The organism is Paenibacillus sp. JT31N11, from assembly GCF_056269285.1.
Window position 1 is genome coordinate 1 of record NZ_JBWDNQ010000023.1, and the last position, 22,949, is coordinate 22,949.

Sequence of the window (22,949 nt, forward strand, 5' to 3'; positions counted from 1 at the left end):
CCAAGAAAGAAACCTTCTGCTTAGACTAAAAAGAAATACTTAGACATTGAGGAAAACCTTCCCAAAATCTAAGGGACGGTTATTTGCCATTCCCTTTTACCAGTATAACATCCCTCGTTTGGCTCATTAATAATTAAATATTGACAACCTATTAGCTGGTATAGCGTAATGATTTCACCTCATACTGTGTTCTAATAAAACAACAGACTACTCCGAAAATAACCCATCTAATAAAATTATTTACTGCTAATGGTCGTAAATGTAAGTCCTGAATTCTGTCTAGGTGAACAATGAAGCCCAAAATGAATTCTTCTTTTTTGGGGGTATTCGATCCCTGCAAGCGTGTAGATACGCTGATGATATAGTGGATCTTCCCGATAAGGGTACGGACTGTGTCTACAAAGACCGCAAAAATGCCATCCTTTGTGGGATAGCCTGACTTTTTTAATAACGTGTAATGCTCCCCAAACCAATAATGATCAACGCTTTTTAATCTGTCGAGACAGCAAGATTCTTCAGTTTCTCTAACGTATTTTCTTGAGAAAGCGGAGTAAATAAAAGGATTCTTAGATCAGGCAACTCTGCGGGAAGTAAAATCGTAGGCCTTAGAAGCAATCTGCCTGCCCTAGGGTGATTCAGTTCTTTAATGCCGCCATGAGTAACGAGAAGTTCATGTAACGGCCACCATTCGCGGAACTCCGGACTTGCTTCGCTTAAATCATGAATAAACTCACCGAACCACGAACTATCTGCGTATTGGTCGCTATTTTCCCGGAACAGCGCAATACATTTCTTCGCCTCCGTCTCCCAATTGACAACCAGTTGACGCTGTTCAGGATTGGTGAAGGAAAACCAGACGAGATTGCGATCCCTTCCAACAAGCTTAGAAAAGTCAACAAAAACCCGTCTGGCTAAAGAGTTCCAGCCCACAACGTTCCAATTACGATCTACTGCATATGCAGGGGAAAATACCCAGCAATCCAATATGCCTTGAAGGGCTGGCTCCTGTTCCAATGTTGATTGAGGCGAATGAGAAATATCATGCGGATCTAATGCCAGATTAAATAGATGCCGCCGTTCCACCCAATCCAATTGTAATGCTCTGGAGATGCTGTCTAACACTTGGTGGGAGACATTAATCTCTCGTCCCTGCTCAAGCCAAGTATACCAAGATAGTCCCACTCCAGCGACTTGCGCCAGCTCCTCTCTTCTAAGCCCTGTCGTCCTCCGTCCTGTTCCTTTCTCAATACCATAGACAGTTGGATCAAGACGCTTTCTGCGTGTTTGCAGAAAATGTCCCAATTCTTTGCGCCTACTATTCGTGATCATATCGCTCAACTCCATCAGAAGGAATGTAAGGAGATTCTATTTAGACGGGTGGTATTACACCTATGATAATTTAACTCCTATTTACACCTATTTTTTTATGGAATAATTATAGCACAGCACATGTTGTGGAGCATGCTAGGATAAACAGAATGGGAGAGATTACCGATGAAATATCGTAAACTAGGGAAAACAGGGCCGGTAATATCCGTGATTGGGTTCGGCACATGGGCAATAGGTGGTGAGGGTTGGGCTTACTCTTGGGGAAAGCAAGATGACAAACTCTCACTGGATAGCATCCATGCCGCAATCGATGTAGGAGTTAATTTTATTGATACAGCCGCTGCATATGGTTATGGTCACTCCGAAGAAGTAGTGGGTAAATCTCTGAATGGAAAACGCAGTCAAGTCATCATTGCCACTAAATGCGGTCTGCGATGGGATGATGAGGGGAATTTAACACGAAACGGAACGTACGAGTCCGTCATTCAAGAAGCAGAGCAATCCTTGCGCAGACTGGATACCGATTATATCGATTTATATCAAATGCACTGGCCGGATAATGTTACCTATGCACCGATAGAAGAAACAATGCGCGCTATGGATAAATTGGTACATGATGGTAAAATTCGTTATGTAGGGGTCAGTAATTTCCCTGTTGAGCTAATCAGTGATGCTTTGAAGGTGCGACATGTTGATTCTCTGCAGCCCCCGTACTCCATCCTCAACCGCAATGTTGAGACTGAGCAGCTGCCCTTTTGTATACAGCATGGGCTTGGCGTAGTCGCTTACAGCCCTCTCGCATCGGGCTTACTCTCGGGTAATTACACTTACGGTACTCGCTTTAATGAGCAGGATTGGCGATCCAAATCACCTTCCCATTCAGGGGAAGGTTATAAGCAAAATATCGCCGTTGTCGAACAGCTAAAGCATGTCGCGAGAGAGCTTAATTTAACTGTTGCTGAATTAGCTCTTGCTTATGTCCTAGCACATCCTGCTATAACAAGCACACTTATAGGTGTACGAAAACCAGACCATATTCTGAACGCGCAAAGGGCAGCTGATATCGAGCTAGATGGATCTGTACTTGCAACTATAAGAGAGATTGCGCAGAATGCCGCCCCAAATCAAAATGATATTTAACCTTGGAATGTACAATAAAAATTAATGTAAACCAATATGTATGCCGATTAGATTCAACAGAATGATAAGAGCGCCTCCTAGATGGTGTTGGGTATTTAACCCTTGGACAAACCCATCATACCGAGGCGCTCCTTTTTTGACAAAGGCCATTCTTAGCCTTAACAGGAATGGTTTACTTCAACAAAGAAAAAAGAGCTGCCCCGAAGCAACTCTTCAACTATCGTACCCGTTAGTTGAATTACTTTATTCCGTTCTCTTCGCACCATTCTTGGAGAAACTTTAAATTATGAGTAAAGTGATGATCGTAATGATTAGATCCCCAGATATGTGATTTTTCCGCATGAAGTCCCATTAACCATATTTCTCTGACTGCTACAAAAGTTGAAATCAATTCAAGATCGGTCTCTGATAAAGACTTCAGTTTGAGGTACGATTCCAAAAAGATGCTCCAAAGTTCGTTTTTAAAATGCTCTTTTGTACGACCTCGCACTCTTACCCATAGAAATACAGAAAGATCATATGCTCTCCACCCATATCCACCACAGTCAAAGTCAAAATGAGTTAATGTATCGTTATAAAAATGTACGTTCCATCCATGGAGATCCCCGTGGCAATATCCCCATTCTAAAATTGGCGAAACATTTTCAATGCGTCTTTGTAAATGAACAGCTAATGATTCTAAGTATTTTAAGTCTTCAGTTCTATGTGAAAAAATTGGTTTTATTAATTGAATGGGTTTAATAAGCAAATGATCTAGATCAATTGAAAACCGTTTATGTCTACTTTTAAAAGTATCCGTAATTAAATGCATCTTAGCTACTTGTTCACCATATAACAAAGCACTTTCTTTATTATCTAAGAAATCACCCTCTGCGTATGAAAAAAGAATAATGAATCGAAGACCTTCAGGTGCTTGAATTTCAGTAATATAACTACCGTCCTTCTTTGGTATTGGATGAGAAACTGGAATTTCATTAGACATTAAGTATCTTAAGAGTTCAACTTCAAAATCAATGTCACTTTTACTTCTCCAATTAGCTTTATAAATACGAAGTATGTATTTACTCTTATCGGTATTTATTAAATAGGTATCATTAACTCCATTCGTAAGAAACCTGCATTCCAAAACATTACTAAAATTGTACAGTTCATTAACAATAGCTACTAAGGATGTTGGCGAAAAGATGGAATAATTCACTTCTAGTTTAAGCATATAATTCCTACTTTCTTTTTACTACGAAAAGTGTTCCAGAAACCATCAATTGTGGCGCTTTTGTTGCACTATGTTCTTGCTCCCATCTTAGGAGAAATTCAGCGTCCACCTAACCACCATCTTACTCATTGATAGCATATAGAATTATATCACTTGCCGTTAACGTAGCGAAGGGCTGCCGCGCGGCAGCCCTTCGGCATTATGCTATCGTACCCAGTTAGCTCAATCCCTTGCTTTGAGCTACAAATGTAATCCAATTGCTTCTAAAAATAATTGCTCTACCATCCTTTTCTTCCTGAATTTCCTGTTGAACACTTTTTTCTATTGATACATCCCAGCCAGTGTACACTTCCTTAAGGTAAGTAAATGCTTTCTCTGTTGAAAGGTTTAATTCAATCAAACCCTCCTGTTCCTCTCCAGAAAGTACGTCTATTTCTTTTACTTCTGTGCTCATTAATATACAATTTATACCTCCATCTGTTGTTCCTTCTTTCATTTCTTCAAGTTTAATTTGAAAAGCTGCTTCTGAGCTAACATGCTCTAAACAAGAACAAGCGATAATGTAGTCAAATGTGTTTTTATTAATCAGAAAATTCTCCACATCAGCCGCTTGTGTAACGATTGTATCGGTAACTCCATAATGCCCCGCATATTGGTTTAATAATTTGATAGCTGAAGGCAGTAAATCAATGCAATGCACCTTCCCGTTATAAGCTTGAATTTGTTGAGCAATTGGTATGCTGTTTCTTCCGACCCCACATCCAAGATCAAGTACTTGAATTTTGTTTTTTTCTATATGTGTTAAATTTTCGAGTACAACTTTCACTGGGTGGGAAAGCCAGCTGCCAGATTGGAATAACTTAGTCTCAGCATAAAACTTATCATGATATTTGATTTCTTTACTTCGTGCACGATTGAATACATTCACTGCATCGTCTCCTTAAGAAAATCTATGTCTATATATTCGGATGAAATCGTTCCAATCCCTTTGCGAATCAATCCAGTTATTCTGCTCTACTGCCCGTCACCTCAATAAAACAGGGAGCAGTTGCTACGGCAATCTGCTCCCTGTATCGTTTCAACTTATCGTACCCGTTAGCGTAATCTTCTTTTCAGAAACTTACCGTCAAAATCAAAAACTACAGGTGTTCCTTTTACTTTTGGAGTCCACCCTTGATCGAGCGCCTGACAAATAAAATATTCAACGTCACTAGGTCTAACAATTTTCATATTCAGATGTTCTGTATTAGGGAAGTTTACCCAAGCGCTGTCGATATCTGATTCAACATAAACCTCAAGGCGCATCCCTCTAGTGATTTCATGTTCGGCTATCATGATGATATATCCGCTTCCTGGGGAAACAGTCCATATATAATTGTCATCTCTGACCGATATTCTTCTAGATCTCTTTTTGTTTATTGTCATTCGTTTCTCCCTTAATTTAAAGTATCATTTCAGCAAGATGTGACTCTGTAACTACTATGGAATGAAAGGTGTTGTCAATAAAAGTAATTCCATCTACCTTCGCTCCCGAAAAGTCTGTGCCATCTAGTAAGTTACCAACTAATACCGCATTGTTAAAAATACAATTAGAAAAAATACATGCTTTTAGATTTGATTTGATAAACCTCGTGTTTTCAAAACTCGAACCAGTAAAATTTACCGAAAATAGGCACTCCTCAAAGTTAAGGTTTGAAAAACCAACTTCAGTTAGCTCCCCGTCTTCAACACAAAGCTTTGAGAATGACCGTTGTCCCTGTTGAAGCATTTCCAAAAATCCAACCGCTGTAACTTCGCTATCCATTTTCACACCTCAAATAGTTATTTGATGATTTATGTTCTACACTGCGACCACACAAACCTGCCCGTTACTTCAACGAAAAAGGAACAGTTTCCTGCCGCGGCGATCTGTTCCTGGTCTCTGCACTATCGTACCCGTTCGTATAGCTTAATGAAGCCGATTAACAAGCGTTTATTATTGCCATCGATTAAATTAGGTATAATTCTTTTGCCAATACTCTGCTACCTTGTGACCCAACGGAACCGTGGGCAACAGCAATACGGCAACCAAGAGAGATAAGAAAATTGTACGGGTACCTAGTATATCTGCTTCCTCCAGAATGGGGAAGAGCATGATATTATAGGGCAGGACTGCGAATAGAGAGGTCCATAGGCCAGGTACATACCGTTTCAAAAAAAAGGCTTGTAAAGGATGAACTAGAATATTCAAAGCAAAGAAGAGGTTGACCCCGAGAAAAAGAAAATATAGTTCTGTCGTCACTGAGATGATCAGTAGCACGGTGACTGGTAAAAACAAGACAAACACTGCCATGGCAAATTGTCCTGCCGTCATCGCTTTTATATTTTCTAATTGTTGTCGAACTAAATCGGGCAATCGCTCTTGTAATCGAGGATATATTTTTTTATACCAGTGTTCGACTGTAAAGATTTCTTCAAAGTTATGAATCATAAACACAACAAGAAACATCCAAATCCAAAACTCTAGCTCCATCAGATACCTCCAAGAATGAGTTAAATAATTGACTAAATACAACTTACCAATTAATTTTCAACATACTCTTGAAACTATCCTGCCCGTTACTTCAACGAAAAAGGAACAGTTGCCTACCGCGGCGATCTGTTCCTGGCCTTTGCACTATCGTACCCGTTACTTCAATAAACTAAAGAGAAGCTGCCTCGAAGCAAGCTCCTCCACTATCGTACCCAGTTAGTTGAACCGCGTACCCAAATCCAATTTTATACTATTGAACTTGATTAGCTAAATCAATTAGCACACTTTGAGTAAGTGTATTTTCTTTTAATGGCTCTTGATCGCCATTAATGTAATATACAAAGCGAGCTAAAAAGCCATTCTCACTTTCCCACCATATTGATTGGGATGTTTCGTCTTCTCGGTAATAGGCTTGCTTACCATTTTCAAGTTCAAAGGGTATACCTTGCTTAGATACCTTCTCTGGATTATCAATAACCTTACTTAAGATATACTTTATTTCTTGCGTAGTCTGTTTGTTTTTGTAATGAAAAACAAATTGTTGGAGTACATCTATATTGTCAACGGCTATCTCCGTACGAACATCATCAACTTCAAACGGAAATTTATGTGGTTCCTTGAGATCATATAGCATTGAGATATTTCTTTTATCGGTTAGGTTATTACCATTACATCCAGTCAATAAAATAAACAGCGCTAGAAAGGCACAAGAAATACTCCTCATTGCTTCACCCCTTATTGCAATACAAAAATGCTCCATTATTCATTAAGCTATTGAAGCAAGATAAGACACAAGAATTTCCTCCTCATAAAACTCTCCTCCCTCACCGATTTGGAATTTCCTCTTTATTATAGATGCCTTTGTACTAACGTACCCAGTTAGTTGAACGAAAGGTTGCCGTTCGTGAACTCTTGCGGACATTAAGCCGTTCACCAAATGGAATTCATTATAGATGCTCCTGAGTACAGAAACGTCCCGAGGATAATCCATCGGGACGCTTCTGGTTGCTTACTAAAATTGTTCAGGTTCTAACTTTAATGTAAAGGTTCCAACTTTATTGTAAAGGTTTCAACTTTATTGTTAAGTTTCCAACTTTAATGTAACCGGACATTTTAAGAAACTCGTTGTCAGTGAATTAATTTACCACCCATGCATAAAAATCAACTATCCCATTTATGGTATTATTTTGTAACCTTTTCCCGATACTCCTGGGGGGTCAACAAAGTAATTTTTTTGAAATACCTGGAAAAATAACCTGAATCGAAGCCTATGCGCGCTGCGACCTCGCTGATTTTGAGATTGGATTCTCTGAGCAGCGACTTGGCTGCCGCAAGCTTCACATTCGTAATATAATCGGATAGACCGATGCCTGTCAGCTGTTTATAGAGTCTGCAGAGATAGCTTGAATTCAATCCGGCGACATCCGCAAGCCGCGCCAGTGACAGATCGTCAGCAATGTGGCTCATAATATACCGGTGCAGCCGTTCTACGACCTCATTGCTTTTGTCGGACTTGTCCTTGTCCAGCAGCCCAAACAGGATCTCCGCTGCCCGTTGAAGAAACCTGCCCGCCTCCAGCCATGAAACATGACTGTTCAGCGACAGCAGGGCGTTCATCGGCAGCTGCGCGGCAACTTCTTCATAAACATCCCAACGATTAATCTGTGTCAGAATCATTGTCGCAACCGTGTAATAGGTTTCCTGAATCTCCCCGTAGGGACGTCCAGCCGTACGTTCGGCAATGCCGCTCAGCAGCAGCCCGAACTGCTCCCGATTGCCGCTCTCCAGCAGCGTGCTCAGCTGATTCAGCCCGGCGTGCCGGCGATGGGCTGCTGCTTCCCGGGTGTGCCCCCCTGCTCCCGCCTCCTCATCGCTGCATGTGTTTCTCGCTTCCTCGTACAGCAGCATTTCATCCCCCTGGCCGAGACCGCGGATCAGCAGCCGGTTCAAGTGGCCGTATTTTTCCGGCAGCTCATGCCATAGGAACGGCTCAAGCGTAGCCGCCAGGGAGACTGGCAGCTTGAGCAGAAGACGGCATTGGCTCTGAATAAAGTCCAGCGACTCGTGGACGAAGCGCGAGGAATGGTTTCCTTCTTCCTCATGTACAGCATGCTCCTGAATGATCCAGAAGAAACGGGAACGGTCGTATACGACGGGAACCGCCTCCGCGGCGTGACTGATCACCTCGTAAGCAATATTCTGGACGGCATACAGCAGCAGCTCCTTGTCGATCGGAGTGAAGCCATCCCCCCAGTGGTCCACTCTGCCGACAACCAATGTCAGCCTCCGCTCCGCTTCCAGCGGGAGCTCGAGCTCCTCGAACTGCCTTTGACGGTTAGCGGAGCCCGCTGCCTCCCCTCCGGTCAGGCCGATCAAATAATTTTTCTGCAGCACCGGAAGCGCCTTATGCATTTGCTCCTTGGCCTTGTCGATCAGAATTTGCATATGCTGCTCGCCTGCGAGCTCATCAATAACCTTCATCACAGTTTTCAAAATATCCTCTTCATCATCCGCCTTCAGCAAATACCCCGCGCTGCCGTGGCGGATCGCCTCCTGGACATAGGAGAATTCGTTGTGCCCCGATAGAAAAATCACCTTGCAGGCTGGCCACCTGCTCCGGATATGCTGAAGCAGCACAAGTCCTGACATACCCGGCATGCGGATATCGCTCAGGACGATATCGATCCTCGTCTGCTCCAGCCGCGACAGCGCCTCCATCGCCGAGTGCGCGCAGTAAATATCCAGCTCCGGCTCCTCCGCCTCCTCGAACAGTTCTTTGAGGCCTGCCACGATATACGGCTCATCATCCACAATAAGCATTCGATACATGTCAACAATCCTCTCCTGCTGGAATGAACAAACAAACCTTCAAACCGCCGAGCTTGCCGCTTGTCATAATGGCGATCCCGCTTTCAGGACCATACTTCAGCTGCAGCCGTTTGTGCACATTGATGACTCCTGTACTTTCCAGCTGGGGCGGCGGATCGGACAGCTTGCGGCTCAGCGTCCAGATCTCCTCATCGCTCATTCCGCTGCCGTTGTCCTCAACGATAATGACGAACAATTTTCCCTGAAGCTCGAATGAAATACGGAGCAGGCCGCCCGAAGCGACGCTCTCCAATCCGTATTTAAAGGAATTTTCAATAATCGGCTGCAGTGTCAATCTGGGCACCAGCGTCTGTTCATACGCTTCCGGAAGCTCCGCCAGCTCGACGCGGATCCGATCCTCGAACCGGATCTTCTGAATTTCCAGATAGGATTTCACAAACTCAATCTCCTCCCGGAGCGGTACTTCGTCAGAGGCATTGCGGGTAATGAATTTGAAATAATTGCCCAGATGCCTGGTGAACGGCCTGAGCTTGGGATAATCCTCCACCTTGACCATCCGGTTCAAAATGAAGAACGTATTATATAGAAAATGCGGATTGATCTGCGCCTGCAGCTGTTTCAGCTCCGCCTTCTGCGAGCGGATCTTCTCCTCGTACACTTCCTCAATCAGAATTTTCAGCTGGCTCAGCATGGAATTAAACTGCAGGTACAGATACTCAAACTCGTCATTGCTGGTCGGCTTCAGCTGCACATCCAGATTGCCCTTCTCCACCTTGCGGAAGGTGCGGACCAGCTGCTTCAGCGGCCGGTGGATGATCCGGTAGATCCAGAACGAGAAGAGGAAAACAATAACCAGCGAGAAGATCGACAAGATCCAGAACCAGACATTGTAGGTTTTTAGAGGACCGAGCGCATTTTCCTCCGGCATAAACATGAGCAGCGTAATATCGAAGGCAGCCGAGTGTTCCAGCGTCAGGATATAGCGCTCGCCGTTATAGGCAAAGCTGTCCATCTGCGTACCCGAATCGCCCTTCTGCACGAGATGCTCTACGATTTCTTGCAAATGCTGCATTAGCTCCTGGTCCGTCGAATTGGTAACCTCCCATTCGAATCCGCTGCCGAACAGCACGGCCTTCTCGTCCTTGAAGCTGATGAACTGCTCCAGTTCGCGCTGAATTTCCTGCTTGGACAGCTCCAGATTCAGAAAGAAAGTAAGCGCTTCCGGATAACCGATATCGGGATACCTCTGGCAAATATAAACCTTGTCCTTCCAGGGGATGATCGGTGATTCGCTGCGGCTTGCAGCGTCGATGAGCGGCTGAAGCTCCTCCTGGCTGGCCGAATTGTACTGATTCTGGGAATCGATCGTTTTGCCCAGCTCCGGTACGAAAGCATTCATGCTCGTAATGTAGCGGCTTGAATTTTTGATCAGGCGCAGCCGGTTTTCCAGACGGATTGTCGCCTCAGTCCGCTCCAGATCAGTCATGATCGAGCTGGCTACGCTGAGCATCCGCAAATCATCGTCGTTGATAAACTCCTGCTGCAGCTTTTGAATCCGGTCAAATTCCACATACAGCGATTGAATGTAGAAATGAACCCGTGCTTTCATTGAGCTTGAAATCTCGTCCCTGACGCTGGATGCTCCCCAATTATTGAGATAGATGCTGATCGTATAAAGCGGAATAATGACAAGCAGGAATGCAAGCACCAGCTTCACGAAGATTGGAGGCTTGATTAATCGCAGACGGGGCAAATCAATCGACTTCCTTTCGGATCATTCCCTTCCATTCCCAACATTATATCATGGAAAAAAATGATCAGTCCTGCGCCGCGGTTCCCCTCTTTGCTATTCCTTCACACTGCCCAGTACGATGCCTTTGACGAAATAACGCTGGAGGAACGGATAGACGATCAGGATCGGCAGCGCCCCCATAAAAATTTGCGCCGCCTTCGACGTTCGCTCCGATACTTTGGCCAGCGAATTGAGATCGGAGGCCGACTGCATGAGCAGGTCGGTCTTGATAATGACGGTCTGCAGGTAGCTTTGAAGCGGATAATGCTCGGGATTGTTGATATAGATCAAGCCGTCAAACCAGGAATTCCAGTGCCCGACAATCGTAAACAGCGTAATCGTCGCAAGCGCCGGCGTCGACAGGGGGACGAACAGCCGCCACAGCACCGTCCACGGTCTCGCCCCATCTACGAATGCCGCCTCCTCCAGCTCCCTTGGCAGCCCCCGGAAGAAATTGAGCAGCAGGATCACATTGAATACCGGCACCGCGCCCGGAATAATAAGCGCCCATATCGTATCCAGCAGCCGGGTTTCGTTCACGATCATATAAGTCGGAATCAGACCTCCGCTGAACAGAATCGTAACGACGAAGAACCAGGCATATGCCGTCCGGTACTTGAAAACCCGGCTCTCTTTGGAGAGCGGATAGGCCAGCAGAATAGTCAGAAACATATTGATGGCTGTCCCAAGCGCCACCCGTTCTATAGTAATCCAGAATGCGCGCATAAATTCCGGCTTGCCCAGCACGTAGCTGTAGGCCTGCCAGGTAAAATCCACCGGCCACAGCACGACCTCGCCCGTCGAGGCAGCCGTTTTGTCGCTGAGCGAGATGGCCAATACGTGAACCAGCGGAAGCACGCATAATAGAGACAATGCAATCAGAAAGGTATAGTTAAGCAGATTGAACACTCTTCTACCCGCCGTCAATTGATAGTTCACAGGAAGCACCCCCTAGAAGATACGATAATTGGCCAGCCGATAGGCGAGCATGTAGGATATGGAGATGAACAGCAGCGACACGGCCGATTTGAACAATCCGACGGCAGCCGCCGGTCCGAACTGCGCATCCACAAGACCGAGCCGGTAGACCATCGTATCGACGATATCCCCGCTTTCGTATACCTGGGGCGAATATAAGTTGAAAATTTGATCGAACCCCGCATTCAGCACATTGCCGAGACTGAGCGTAGTAAGCAGGACAATAATCGGCACCATGCCGGGCAGAGTGACATGCCGCGTCTGCCGCCAGCGGTTTGCCCCATCCACGATAGCCGCTTCGTAGAGTACCGGATTGATCGAGGTTAATGCAGCCAGATAGACAATGGTAGCGAATCCGAATTCCTTCCACAGGTCGGTGAAGACAACCGTGTAAGGAAACCATGCGTTATTTCCCAGAAAATATATGGGCTTCAAGCCAAGCGTGCCGAGCACCTGATTGACAATGCCGGTAGATGGAGAGAGAACGTCGATCAGTATTCCGCCGAGGATGATCCATGACAGAAAATGCGGCAAATAGATGAGTGTCTGAATTCCGCGCTTGATCAGATTCTTGCTGACCTCGTTCAGCAAGAGCGCAATGATGATCGGAACGAAGAGACCGGCAACGATTTTCATCAGCGAAATAAAAATCGTATTCCACAGCACCGTCAACGTATCGGGCATCTCCAGCACATATTTGAAATTGCCAAGACCAACCCATTCCGAGCCGGTGAAGCCCCTTGCCGGTATAAAATTCTGAAAGGCCATCATGACGCCGAACATCGGACCATAGCTGTAAATGAGTACGATAATGACACCGGGAAGGAGCATGAAATGATAGGGCAGATGGCTGTTGATCTTCTTCATCCTGGGGTATCCTCCAATCTTTAACCTTTCGTCATGAGAAAGAAGAAGAAAGATAGGAATGACACTATCATTCTTCTTCTTAAATGTTGCTTATTCACGCTATTTGGACTGTGCGGCGTACCAGTCATTGACCTCCTGCGTCATTTGGTCGCCGCCCAGCTTCTTCCAGTTGACGACAAATTTATCGAATTCTTCGATCGGCGAGCCGAAAATGATTTTCGTGAATGTCTCGAGCTGCATCTTCTCGAGCGTAGGACGCTTCATTGCCATCGCTTCCGTTGGCGCTCCATAGAACTTGGTGAACATCAGATTCTGGTCCTTGTTGCTGAGGATGTCTTCAATAACCGTATAGGAGCTTTCCGGACCGAATACGCGCGCCGTGCCCCAGGTGGTACGGTCGCCGCCATTGAAGGCCACGATTTTGTCATAGTACCCTTTTTGCTCCGGGTTAAGCCCGGCCGGATCATTGGCAGTCAATGCCGCTGTTACTTTCTTGAAGTGTCCGAAGTTGCCGCCGATCGGATTGCTTCCTCCGACAGGAACAACATTTTCCTTGAAGTGGGCGTATTCTTTATCCCCGACAATCTCCGTATGGAATACCTTCGGATCCGCATTGCCGCTATATAATTTGTCATTGGCAAAATTCAGCAGCTTGATCAGCGCCTCGGGATGCTTTATCCCTTTCTTGGCGACCATATAACTGTCGAAATTCAGGTCCGCGGTATACTTCACGGGACTCCCCGTTGCCGTCACATCTCCTGCCGCGATCCAGTCGGAATCAGGATTTTTGGTGATGGTGTCCTGCAGCGGGAAGAGGGAATTCCACAGCGCCCCAAACTCCACGCCGATCCTGTTATTGGCAAAATCCTCCCCGACCTTGCCGGTGTCCTTGACGCCGAACTCGGGATCGATCAAGCCTTTCTTGAACATCTCCTGCAGCTTCGCGAGTGCCGTTCTGACCTCCGGCTGGATGGAGCTGTATTCAAGCTTGCCGTCCTTGCCCTCGATCCAGATATTCAGATAGGCGCCGAATGCGTTGAATACGCCATTCAAATCGCCAATGCCCTGATTGTACAGATCTTTATTCAAAGCCAGTCCGTAGGTATCCTTCTTCCCGTTGCCGTCCGGATCCTGATTGACGAAGGCATCCATCACCTTCTCCAGATCGTCCCAGGTTTTCGGAACCTCCAGATTGAGCTTCTTGAGCCAATCGGAACGCAGCCACATGAGCGATAATCCGCCATCGTAACCGCTCTCATCCGGTGGGATCGCCATCAGCTTGCCGTCGAAGGTAGCGGAGGCCTTGGCCAGCGGTCCCAGCTCGATCGCCTTTTTCGTCAGTTCCGAGCCGTATGTGTCGTAGACATCCGTGAGGTCCTCCAGCAGGCCGGCATCGACAAGCTGCTTGAGCTGCGAGGCATTGACTCGGAAGATATCCGGCAAATTATTGGAAGCGATTGCAATATTCAATTTCGCATCATACTGATCGCTGGGAACGATCCAGTCAAATTTCGTTACAATTCCGAGCTCGTCTAGGTATGCTTTGGTCCAGTTGTTGTTGTTAAAATCCTCGCCTTCCTTGAAGGTGATCGACGGATCCTGGTCTCTTACAAGCGAGATGGTAATCGGCGGGGCGTATTTCGCGTTGATGTCGGTTACAGCTTCCTGCCCGGCATTGCCGGATGCTTCATTCACTGCTTCTTCCGTGCTGCCTGCGTTTCCGTTTCCTCCGCCGCTTGCCGGTTCATTGGATTTGGCGCATGCGCTTACCAATACGAGAATCAGCACGCATGACAGAAGCATTAGCTGCTTTATGGGCTTCATTGTTGCGCAACCTCCTTTTTTCATGTCCGTTTTCCTTACAGCCCCATCATAACGAAGGTTTCGGTATTGATAAATATGAATGTATTGACATGACCTGACCTTTGTTTACAAAAGTAAACGGAAGAGAATGGAAGTCAATAATGTCTAATTCCGCGCTTCTGGCCGGTCAAAAAATAATGGCAGATCAGAGCTTCATGCCATGCTCCGATCTGCCAATAGGCTTATTATTTCAATCTGATGCTTGAGGATAACCGGCGCTCTGCCTATGCAGGAGAGACGGCATCGGTCATGGGACATTCGGCGGCGATTCCTTGCGCCGATTGAAAATGGCGCTGCGTTCCATCCGGCAGGGTCAGTAGAACGGGAATGCCGTGCGGCCCTTCGACGGTCATACGAAAAACACCCTCAGCGATCGTCCATCCCGTCTCAACCATACCGCGGGGAGTTGCCACGCTGCCTTGCGCCCATGACAATTCCCCCGGCTTCGGCGCTATCGTTATAGCGCTGTAGCCAGGAGCGGACGGCTTCACTCCCAGGATCTCGGAGGGAAATTCATAGAGCGGCACGGCTCCCCAGCCATGGCAGTCGCTCCGCTGGCCGACCGGGTCCTCTGCCCAGGTCGTCATATTGAGATCAACCATCCGCTGCCAATCCTTCCAGAGCGGATAGGCCAGATCGTAGCGCCCCGCCTCCGATAAAGCGCGGAACAGGAAGAACGCCATGGAGTAGGAGGCTTTGGCAAGACTCGAATCGGCCAGGGTGCGCTCCATCAGCTGTCCGGCCTCTTCTTTGGCGCAGACCCCGGCGAGCACTGCCCACATCTGGGCATGCTGGCTGTACTGCTCCACCCCGGGGCCATCCCGGAACAGCCGCCTCTCCGGCGACCAGCACAATTCCCGTACGGCTTCTTTTACAAGCTCCGCCTTCTCCAAGTATTCCCGCGATAACCCTTCACGGCCTGACCAGGCCATCAGCTCAGCCGCTTTGCGGAGCGCCACGATGTACATCAGGCTGTATACGGCTGCCGGTCCCTGCTGCGCCGCCGGAGGAACACCGAACGGCCAATTCTCCACCCAATCGACATAAGCCCAATACTCCGGCGGGGATTGACCGACAAGGCCTTCAGGCGTCAGCCTGCCGTGAAACCATTCCAGAACGCCGTCTGCCGTGGCACGGCATTCCCGCAGCAGGTCCTCATCTCCGAAATACAAATAATGATCATGCAGCATCAGAATCCAGTAGACGGAAAATCCGGGAATCACCTGGGGCTCGGCCGAAGGATAACGGCACTGGAGGATTCCCGAGGGCAGACGGGAATTGTGAAAGTGACGGATCGCCTTGCGGCCAAGCCGTTCGTCTGCGCTGACACTGAAATGGAACAGCATCTCCAGCCTTGTGTCCATCGTATACTGAAGCTGCTCATAATACGGGCAGTCCTCATAGGTTTCATGCATGCTTCTCGCCAGCGTGTTGAGACTGATGGTCCATAGCGGCGCAAGCCGCTCATCCGAGCAGCGGAACGTGGTCTTGGCTTCCAGCGGATAACCCGTTTCCCGGTAGTAGAAACGATGCAGGTGCAGCGGCTCGGCGCCTGTCTCGATCTCAAGCCTCACATAGCGGAATGTCCGGAACCAGAATGGCTCATAGCTCTCCCGTATCGGAGTTTCGGGCTGAGCACGGCCCGACACGATATATTGATCCGAGTCGCCAAGCAGTTCCATTCCATCCGAGCTGTCGTCCCGGATGCCCTTGCCTCTGCGCCCGTTCCCGGCGGCTGGCTTCTCGTAGCATTCCGAGCAGAGGATACGCAGACGGCTTCCCCCGCCGCCCGTCCATTCCGCGCGCAGGAATCCCGTTGTAAGCTCTCCTGCATCGAGCTCTACCCAGACCCGGCTAAGGGGTTCGATGACAAGCGCCGGAGTGTCAGAACCGGCATCCGTGAAAAAGCTGACCGCCGCCCGCTCAAACGCAGGTCCCCCTTCTCCGCCCGAGCGCTTCACGCCCTTGAACGCCGTCTCCCGTTCGAACATCGGCGGGATCGATCTGGGCTCAAGCTGCCATGGCGTAAGAATGCCAAAATCGCTGCGCGTATCCATAAAGGCAGCCGCACTCTGCCAGGCGCTGTCGTCATAATCGGCTTCCTGCCAGCCATGAGGCACAAGGCCGCCGTCGATCCGTTCGATTCCGCCGAGCCAGATCGCGGACATATACGATTCGTAGCCAAGCCGGTAGCTCTCATCCTTGAGGCATTTCCACTTCTCGTCGGTGGCAAGCGACTCCACTTCATCCCCGCCGGGAGCCTGCAGCTCGCCATCCAGCAGAAATCCGCCCCAGGGCGAGCGGCGGATCGCAGTTGGACCCGACAGCGGACCTCCAGGGGCATAATGAAGCACGCATATTGCAAGAACGTTAAGACCCGTCAAGAGATAATCCGAGAGATCCGCCGATTCATAATAGTGGACGTGATCGTCGCCCTTGGCCGGCCCGATCAGCACCTGCCGGCCGTTCAGATACAGCCGGTACCGGCTGTCGGCGGTCAGATGAACCGCAAGCCTGCAGCCGGTTTCCGGCACCATGAACGAACGCCTGAAATATACCAGCTCATTCCCATTGTCAGTTCGCGGAAGGCCTTCGCGCCAGATCCATCTCCCGCGCCATTGTCTCGACTGCTGCATAGTTATCCCTCCAGATATGAATGATCTTGAGATTGATGCAGAACTTGATCTGCCGATTCTGCAGCTGATGCAGAACTATCCGCTAGTCTGTTCTATGGATGGCTGTCGACGGATGGTCTGTCCCGTGCGCAGCCCACGTCGGTGGATGCTTCGTCCCGTGCGCAGCACTTATCCGCAGCGTCAACAACCAACACCCAGTCCTCGCCAATACCCGAGCTCGGCGGAAAGAACTGCAGGAGTCCATTGTTCGGGAGCTCTCCCGAATTCCATTCGCACAAGCCGCTGCGCGGATTGTACCAATGCGCTTTGACGCTGTCGCCTGCGATGCGGCCCATCCGCATTGCAAACGGCTGGCCTGTTGCGCTGTAGACGAAGGCGTAATCATCGCCCCGAGCGGCCCGGATATGATCCTGACCATGCAGCGGATCGGCGATCAGCCCTTGATCGGGCTGAAGGTGCAAGAACGGACGGGATTCGATCAGAGTGCGAAGATGCCTCATTTGTCCCGCACCCGGCCGGTCGAGCGCCTCCCGCCAATTAAAGCGCGCCCCACTGTATGCCATGCGCTCCTGCTCATAGAACTGCCATACGCTCGTATGGCCGTATGTGTGGCCGAACGCGCCGGCAAGAACCTGCCAGTAGGCAGCCTGCCGGATATCGCAGTCGGAGAAATAACCGTTCTCCTCGTTCCAGTTGACGGAGTGGTCTTCATAGCGCGGCTCGCCGTCGAAGGTTGGCTTCGGCGGATACAGATGATAATCCTTCGTGATCATATTGTAATTATCGAGGTGTCTGGCTCCATGCCCCGATTGATTGGTGTGATAGTCCAGCCACGGCTCGTGGTGGAACCAGATCGAGGAGGAATACAAGCCGCTTGGATGGTAGGTGATGAGATGCGCCCCACCGTCGCCTTCGCGCAGCCCCTCAGCCATAGCCCGCCAGACGTCGAGCTTCCCGTCAGGATTGCGGTCTCCGCCGAGAATCCACACGATATTTGGCTGAGCCTTGTATCTGGTCCCGATATATCGGCCGTATTCCCGGGCATTGCCGCGATTGAAAATCTCCGGGCCTTTGGCGAACGGGTTGCCCAGCGACACCTTATCTCCCCAGGCAGGAACAAGTCCCATGACAAGACCCAGGGAAGCCGCCTTTTGCACGATATAATCAACATGCTGCCAATAATCGCTTCCGTCCAGATTAACGGCCGGCGCGGACGGATCGTATGCCCCGGACTCGTCCTGACGAAGCGGAACGTCTCCGTAAGCGTTAGGCTCGGCCAGCCCGTCGAGTTCGGCGAGAAGGACAGCCTGAATGACGGTAAAACCCTGGGCGCTGCGCTTCTCCAGATAGAATGCGGCGTCCTCCCTGTTCAGCCGGTGAAACAGCTCCCAGGCCGTGTCGCCCACATAAATGAACGGCGTGCCGTCTGCACGCACAAGAAACCGTTTGTTCTCCGATACGCCTAACATGCGCCCATTCACCGCCTTGACTCCGGATTCGCCGGTGATTCCGGAAAAAATTGAAGAATCTTATCCCTGACGCCAATTACATCGTCCATAATATCCATATCGCCCGATTCCAGATATTCAATGGAGAAATGGCCCTTGTAGCCGCGGCGCGCCAGCGCCCCAAGCATCCATTCAAAATCCACGTCTCCCTCTCCGAGATGCGTCTGCATCCGATCACGTGCGGCGTCCCGCAGATGCACATGAACGGCATGATCCATCAGCCATTCCGTCTCGCGGATATCGATGCCCTGCATGACGAAATGGCTCGGATCGTAAACCAGCCGAACCTCCGGCATGGCCGCCAGCAGTGCTCTGGCCTGATCAAGCGTTTCGAACGGGCTGTTGATATGCAGCTCAAGCGCAAATGTCACCCCTGCGACCCGGGCGGCAGCGTCATACTCCCGAAGTGTAGCCACGCAGTCCGCCAGCACGTCCTCCCAAGGCCGGGTTCGGTCAGCGCTGCGCGGCTGAATGGCCGCGATTTGCACCCCGTAGACGTTCATCAGCCTGAGCAGCGCCGCAAGCTCCCCGTTCCGTTTGGCGCCTGCCGCTGCGGAACGGTCATGCAGCTGCGGACTCGTACCCGTGTTGAGTGCTAGCGGAATCAACTCATTCGCAGACAGCAGATGATCCAGACGGTGAAACGTCCCCTCCCAGTCAGAGACCAGATCGCTTGGATTGACATGAACCCAGCCGTCAATGGCAAGCAGATCAATATAGGTGAAGCCCAGCTGCCGGATTGTGCCCAGCGCCGTTTCCGCCGGACTGCCGCAGCGGATCGAAGTGGAACATGCGATCGTCATACGTCATTCCTCCTTGTTTCGATTAGAGCTGTCCTGCGGCAATCATCAGATCCAGGGGAAAAGCCTCCTGCGTCAGCGGAAATTCAATAACCGAATGAAATCTTGCGGATTCGAATACCGCAATCAGCATCTCAAGACCGCGCATGGCGATTGCACCATCCATAGGATGAGGCGACCCGCTGCGGATCGAGTCGGCCATCGCACCGAATACGCCGGCAAAGACGGCTGCATTCGATTCCTCCTCAACCGGCACGGCCCGCCACCCGCCGGATGCTGAATCTGAAATTAGCAGCGGCGGGTCGCTGCGGTCTCCGCGCCGCCACAATCTTCCTGTGCTGCCGATGATCTCGATGTCCTGGTAGCCTCCGCCCGGCAGCTGCATATCTCCGGTCAGAAGCTCCCCCCGGATGCCGCCTTCGAATTCAAAGTGGGCGATAGCTCCGCTCTCCACGGCATGACCATATCGTCTGCCTGTGAACGCATACCGCTGGGCGGCTGCGATCTCAGGCGACACACCCGGTTTGCGGCAAATTTGTCCGAAGGCCCAGCGGACCGGACGGTCATGGAGCAGATACAGCATGGAATCAACGGTGTGCGAGCCGTCGGAGAGCAGATCTCCGGCGCATGAGCCGCGGATGAGCCGGAGATCCCCAATTGCGCCTCCGTCGACAAGCTCGCGCATCTTCCCGTATACCGCGCTCATCCGCCGCTGATGTCCGACGACCAAGGTGCCCCCCCGTTCCCGGCATAAATGGACCATCCGGCGAGCATCACCGAGATTCGTTGCCATCGGCTTCTCGCAGTAAATACCGCGTGCGCCTGCTTCGGCAGCCATCAGTACGAAAGGCGCATGCGTAATGTTCGGCGTGGCAATGACGACCGCCTCCGGCCGAACCTCAGCCAACATATCCTCATAATCAATGTAAACGGTCGGATTTCCGCTGTTAGCGGATACCTGGCTGGCCGTTTCTCCGTTCAAATCACAGACCGCTGCCAGCTCAAATTCGGGCGACGCGGCAAGCGCCGCCGCCTGATTGCGGCCCATATTGCAGCCTACGACTACCGCCCGCAGCGGCTTATTACGCTCTGTCATGACGGGTCACCATCCAGTGTGCGAATGTAGGCAAGCGATTTATCCAGGCAGGCGGTTGGCGCTTCATCATCCGGACAGATCATTTCGATTTCCATAATCAGTTCTTCAGGAAACGGCGCTTGCCGGAGCAGCAGGTTGTAGCACTCCTTCAGCGGCACATCCCCTTCGCCGAGCGCCGACGGTCCAACCTCGAAGTGAAGCGGCCGGGCCTTGAGCATCGGGCGAACCTTGTGATCCTTGAAATGCGTGCCGATGACGTAGGGGGCAGCCTCCCGGAACGCCTCCAGGGGACGTTCACCAATGAGAAAGGTATTGCCGGTGTCCAGAATCAAATAAAGCTCCGGTGTCTCGCGGCATACCTGAACGAGGTCGGAGCAGTAGAAATCGCCGTGATTTTCGATGCCGAGCCGGGTTCCGAGCTCCCGGCAGCCGGAAGCGAGAGGAGCTATGGCTGCCGACAGCCGCTCCAGTGCCGAGGCAAGCGGAATCCGGCGGTCGAACCGGCTCGTGTAGCGCGCCCCGGTCATGACAATAGCCGGCTTTCTTAGCCCTGTCAGACCGGCAAGCCATTTTAATATCCGTTCGTTGCCCGCATGAATCTCTTCCTTGTCTGCGGTGATATACGGATAACCCGTATGCACGGCCAGCTCCATGCCATTCTCGTCCAGGAAATCCCGGACGAACTGCCTTTCTGCCTCCGGAAGGCCGGATAGCTCCTCAAGCCCGATGGAGAATACCTCCAGATCGTACCGCTTCAGCATTTGCAGCCGATCCCGCACAGAATTGCCGCCCGCTGTCAGCTCGCCGTACCAAGGTCCGGCATACCCCCATTTTCCCGCTTTGGTCCATTTATTTCCGGAAATGACCTGCATGTCGTTTGTTCCTCCGTCTCTTTTAAAGGTCCGGTGATTAACCGGCGGAGCAGGCGGAAACCCTCCGTAGTAGCGTAAGCCGCAAGCTTCCTGAAAGAAGGCTGCTTCGGAAGCCTCCGCCTGCGACCTTTGCACCCCGAATTCAACAAATAGGGTAACAAAGCTATTCAGCAGCTTCCTCGACAAGCGGCAAGCGGCCAACATGTCTATAAAACTTGTGAGTATCGGAGACATTTTCCGCATGCACAGCCAGGTTTTTCGCCGGTCTTTGAAGCTCACCCAAATTATAGTCCTCATCTGCGGAGCGTTTCTATAAGAGCTAATTGACATGCAATGCTTTATGTTGACATTGCCGCCGACAGCAGCGTAATCCCCAGGCCTAGGGGCGGTTCTTCCGCCACTCGTCGCCCCACAGCTTCGCTCCGCCGCCGAATGCGCTGCGGTATTCCTGCCGCCAGTAATGGATATCGTGAAGATTGAGCACCGGCATATTCTGCCGCTCCCCCTTATCCGGCAGCTTCGGGAACGGCTTGTGCGGTTCATTCTGGTACCAATAGGCGACAGTAGCCAGATCCAGAGTAAGCACGTTGGCATGTCCGTGCTCGATACTCGCGCGCAGCGATTTTTCAAAGTATACGGGGTCCTCCAGCATAAACCGGTAGCAATGGGTGCGTCCAAGAAAGCCCGTCTGATCCGTCACTCTCGCGTAACCGAAATAAGGATGGAGATACAGCTCATCCGGGCACCAGGAGCTGTTGAAGAAATCCTCCGTTCCCGTGCCGTGCATGGACCCGGGCCACTCCTCCCCGTCAATCATCCACATATCGTCACCTTCGCCGTACCACATCGGACTCGGATTATCCACATAATAATTAAGCCCGACAAAATGTCCCTTGCCCTCAATATCGGCAAACATATAATTGTTGGCATCGCTCTTGTTGGGCATCTGCGGCTTTAATTCAAGCCCCTCGTTCTCGCCGTCATCCCCGTTAACCTCCGTCAGCTCCCGCCTCCACTGGGCATGAAACCGGCCGGCGTCATCGGGAAGCCTGTCATGCTCTTCATAATCCACGTAATAATAGAAGGAGTCTATCGGCTCCTCCGATTCATTCTCCACCGTAATGAGGGCTCCACTGCCAAACGGCATCGGAAAATAGCAGTTCAGCGCCTTTCCCTTCTGCGGAGCGGCGGCCAGCGGCAGCGAGATGAAGGAGTAGTTCTCGGCCCAGCCCTGACCGAAAAAATCGCCCAGGGGCGATTCGACGCTCGGCTTCCTTTCGCCATCCCAATACATGCGGATAACCGCATTGCGGCGGATCATCGGATCCTTCGCACTGACGGTGATCCAGATATGGCGGATAATCCCCGACCCTTCGATCCTGGCGATTTCCTTCGTCTCCCCGGCGGCAATCGGGACGGAATCCCGGTTGCCGCCGCTGCGATCATAGCTGGATATCCGCCTGGTGCGGATTCCGGATTGCAGCCGATAGATGCTGTCCAGCGATTTCATGGCC

19 protein-coding genes are annotated in these 22,949 nt (G+C 50.3%); 1 reads left to right on the forward strand and 18 read right to left on the reverse strand.

Annotated elements, in window-relative coordinates; translation table 11 throughout:
- Positions 1-489: 489 nt before the first annotated feature.
- A complete protein-coding gene (locus AC0YNV_RS36860) occupies positions 490-1,329 on the reverse strand; it encodes a helix-turn-helix transcriptional regulator (protein ID WP_475772523.1) in 840 nt (279 codons plus the stop codon).
- A 165-nt stretch (positions 1,330-1,494) separates the two neighbouring features.
- Between AC0YNV_RS36860 and AC0YNV_RS36865 the strand changes: the two genes are divergently transcribed.
- A complete protein-coding gene (locus AC0YNV_RS36865) occupies positions 1,495-2,469 on the forward strand; it encodes an aldo/keto reductase (protein ID WP_475772524.1) in 975 nt (324 codons plus the stop codon).
- A 238-nt stretch (positions 2,470-2,707) separates the two neighbouring features.
- Here AC0YNV_RS36865 and AC0YNV_RS36870 read toward each other — a convergent pair whose 3' ends face one another.
- From AC0YNV_RS36870 to AC0YNV_RS36950, 17 genes are all read right to left on the reverse strand, one after another.
- Positions 2,708-3,682 (reverse strand): phosphotransferase enzyme family protein, encoded by a 975-nt coding sequence (locus AC0YNV_RS36870; RefSeq protein WP_475772525.1) that lies wholly within the window; start codon positions 3,680-3,682, stop codon positions 2,708-2,710.
- A 217-nt stretch (positions 3,683-3,899) separates the two neighbouring features.
- Positions 3,900-4,610 carry a class I SAM-dependent methyltransferase gene (locus AC0YNV_RS36875; RefSeq protein ID WP_475772526.1) on the reverse strand — a complete coding sequence of 237 codons (711 nt, stop codon included), beginning with the start codon at positions 4,608-4,610 and terminating at the stop codon, positions 3,900-3,902.
- A 167-nt stretch (positions 4,611-4,777) separates the two neighbouring features.
- Positions 4,778-5,107 carry a hypothetical protein gene (locus AC0YNV_RS36880; RefSeq protein WP_475772527.1) on the reverse strand — a complete coding sequence of 110 codons (330 nt, stop codon included), beginning with the start codon at positions 5,105-5,107 and terminating at the stop codon, positions 4,778-4,780.
- A 16-nt stretch (positions 5,108-5,123) separates the two neighbouring features.
- Complete coding sequence (locus tag AC0YNV_RS36885; RefSeq protein ID WP_475772528.1) at positions 5,124-5,486, reverse strand: pentapeptide repeat-containing protein; 363 nt, start codon at positions 5,484-5,486, stop codon at positions 5,124-5,126.
- A 189-nt stretch (positions 5,487-5,675) separates the two neighbouring features.
- The gene (locus tag AC0YNV_RS36890; protein ID WP_475772529.1) at positions 5,676-6,194 is read right to left on the reverse strand and encodes an HXXEE domain-containing protein; all 519 of its coding nucleotides are present in this window, start codon (positions 6,192-6,194) and stop codon (positions 5,676-5,678) included.
- 250 nt (positions 6,195-6,444) lie between these two features.
- Positions 6,445-6,918, reverse strand: a complete 474-nt coding sequence (locus AC0YNV_RS36895) for a hypothetical protein (RefSeq protein ID WP_475772530.1) — start codon at positions 6,916-6,918, stop codon at positions 6,445-6,447.
- Positions 6,919-7,376: 458 nt separating this feature from the next.
- Entirely contained in the window at positions 7,377-9,023 is a 1,647-nt protein-coding gene (locus AC0YNV_RS36900; protein ID WP_475772531.1) for a response regulator, read from the reverse strand.
- 1 nt (position 9,024) lies between these two features.
- A complete protein-coding gene (locus tag AC0YNV_RS36905; protein ID WP_475772532.1) occupies positions 9,025-10,776 on the reverse strand; it encodes a sensor histidine kinase in 1,752 nt (583 codons plus the stop codon).
- A 93-nt stretch (positions 10,777-10,869) separates the two neighbouring features.
- Positions 10,870-11,754 (reverse strand): carbohydrate ABC transporter permease, encoded by an 885-nt coding sequence (locus AC0YNV_RS36910; RefSeq protein ID WP_475772533.1) that lies wholly within the window; start codon positions 11,752-11,754, stop codon positions 10,870-10,872.
- Between the two features lie 12 nt (positions 11,755-11,766).
- Positions 11,767-12,660 (reverse strand): ABC transporter permease, encoded by an 894-nt coding sequence (locus AC0YNV_RS36915; RefSeq protein WP_475772534.1) that lies wholly within the window; start codon positions 12,658-12,660, stop codon positions 11,767-11,769.
- Between the two features lie 99 nt (positions 12,661-12,759).
- Positions 12,760-14,484 (reverse strand): extracellular solute-binding protein, encoded by a 1,725-nt coding sequence (locus AC0YNV_RS36920; RefSeq protein ID WP_475772535.1) that lies wholly within the window; start codon positions 14,482-14,484, stop codon positions 12,760-12,762.
- Positions 14,485-14,747: 263 nt separating this feature from the next.
- Positions 14,748-17,159: an alpha-L-rhamnosidase-related protein gene (locus tag AC0YNV_RS36925; protein ID WP_475772536.1), complete on the reverse strand. Its 2,412-nt coding sequence runs from the start codon at positions 17,157-17,159 to the stop codon at positions 14,748-14,750.
- Positions 17,160-17,251: 92 nt separating this feature from the next.
- On the reverse strand, positions 17,252-18,628 hold the full coding sequence (locus tag AC0YNV_RS36930; protein WP_475772537.1) for a glycoside hydrolase family 140 protein: 1,377 nt from the start codon (positions 18,626-18,628) through the stop codon (positions 17,252-17,254).
- A gap of 8 nt (positions 18,629-18,636) precedes the next feature.
- Entirely contained in the window at positions 18,637-19,470 is an 834-nt protein-coding gene (locus AC0YNV_RS36935) for a sugar phosphate isomerase/epimerase family protein (RefSeq protein WP_475772538.1), read from the reverse strand.
- A 22-nt stretch (positions 19,471-19,492) separates the two neighbouring features.
- Complete coding sequence (locus AC0YNV_RS36940; RefSeq protein WP_475772539.1) at positions 19,493-20,563, reverse strand: Gfo/Idh/MocA family protein; 1,071 nt, start codon at positions 20,561-20,563, stop codon at positions 19,493-19,495.
- Positions 20,560-21,435 carry a sugar phosphate isomerase/epimerase family protein gene (locus AC0YNV_RS36945; RefSeq protein ID WP_475772540.1) on the reverse strand — a complete coding sequence of 292 codons (876 nt, stop codon included), beginning with the start codon at positions 21,433-21,435 and terminating at the stop codon, positions 20,560-20,562. Before AC0YNV_RS36945 ends, AC0YNV_RS36940 begins: the two co-directional genes overlap by 4 nt.
- A 379-nt stretch (positions 21,436-21,814) precedes the next feature.
- Complete coding sequence (locus tag AC0YNV_RS36950) at positions 21,815-22,945, reverse strand: glycoside hydrolase family 172 protein (RefSeq protein WP_475772541.1); 1,131 nt, start codon at positions 22,943-22,945, stop codon at positions 21,815-21,817.
- Positions 22,946-22,949: the final 4 nt, after the last annotated feature.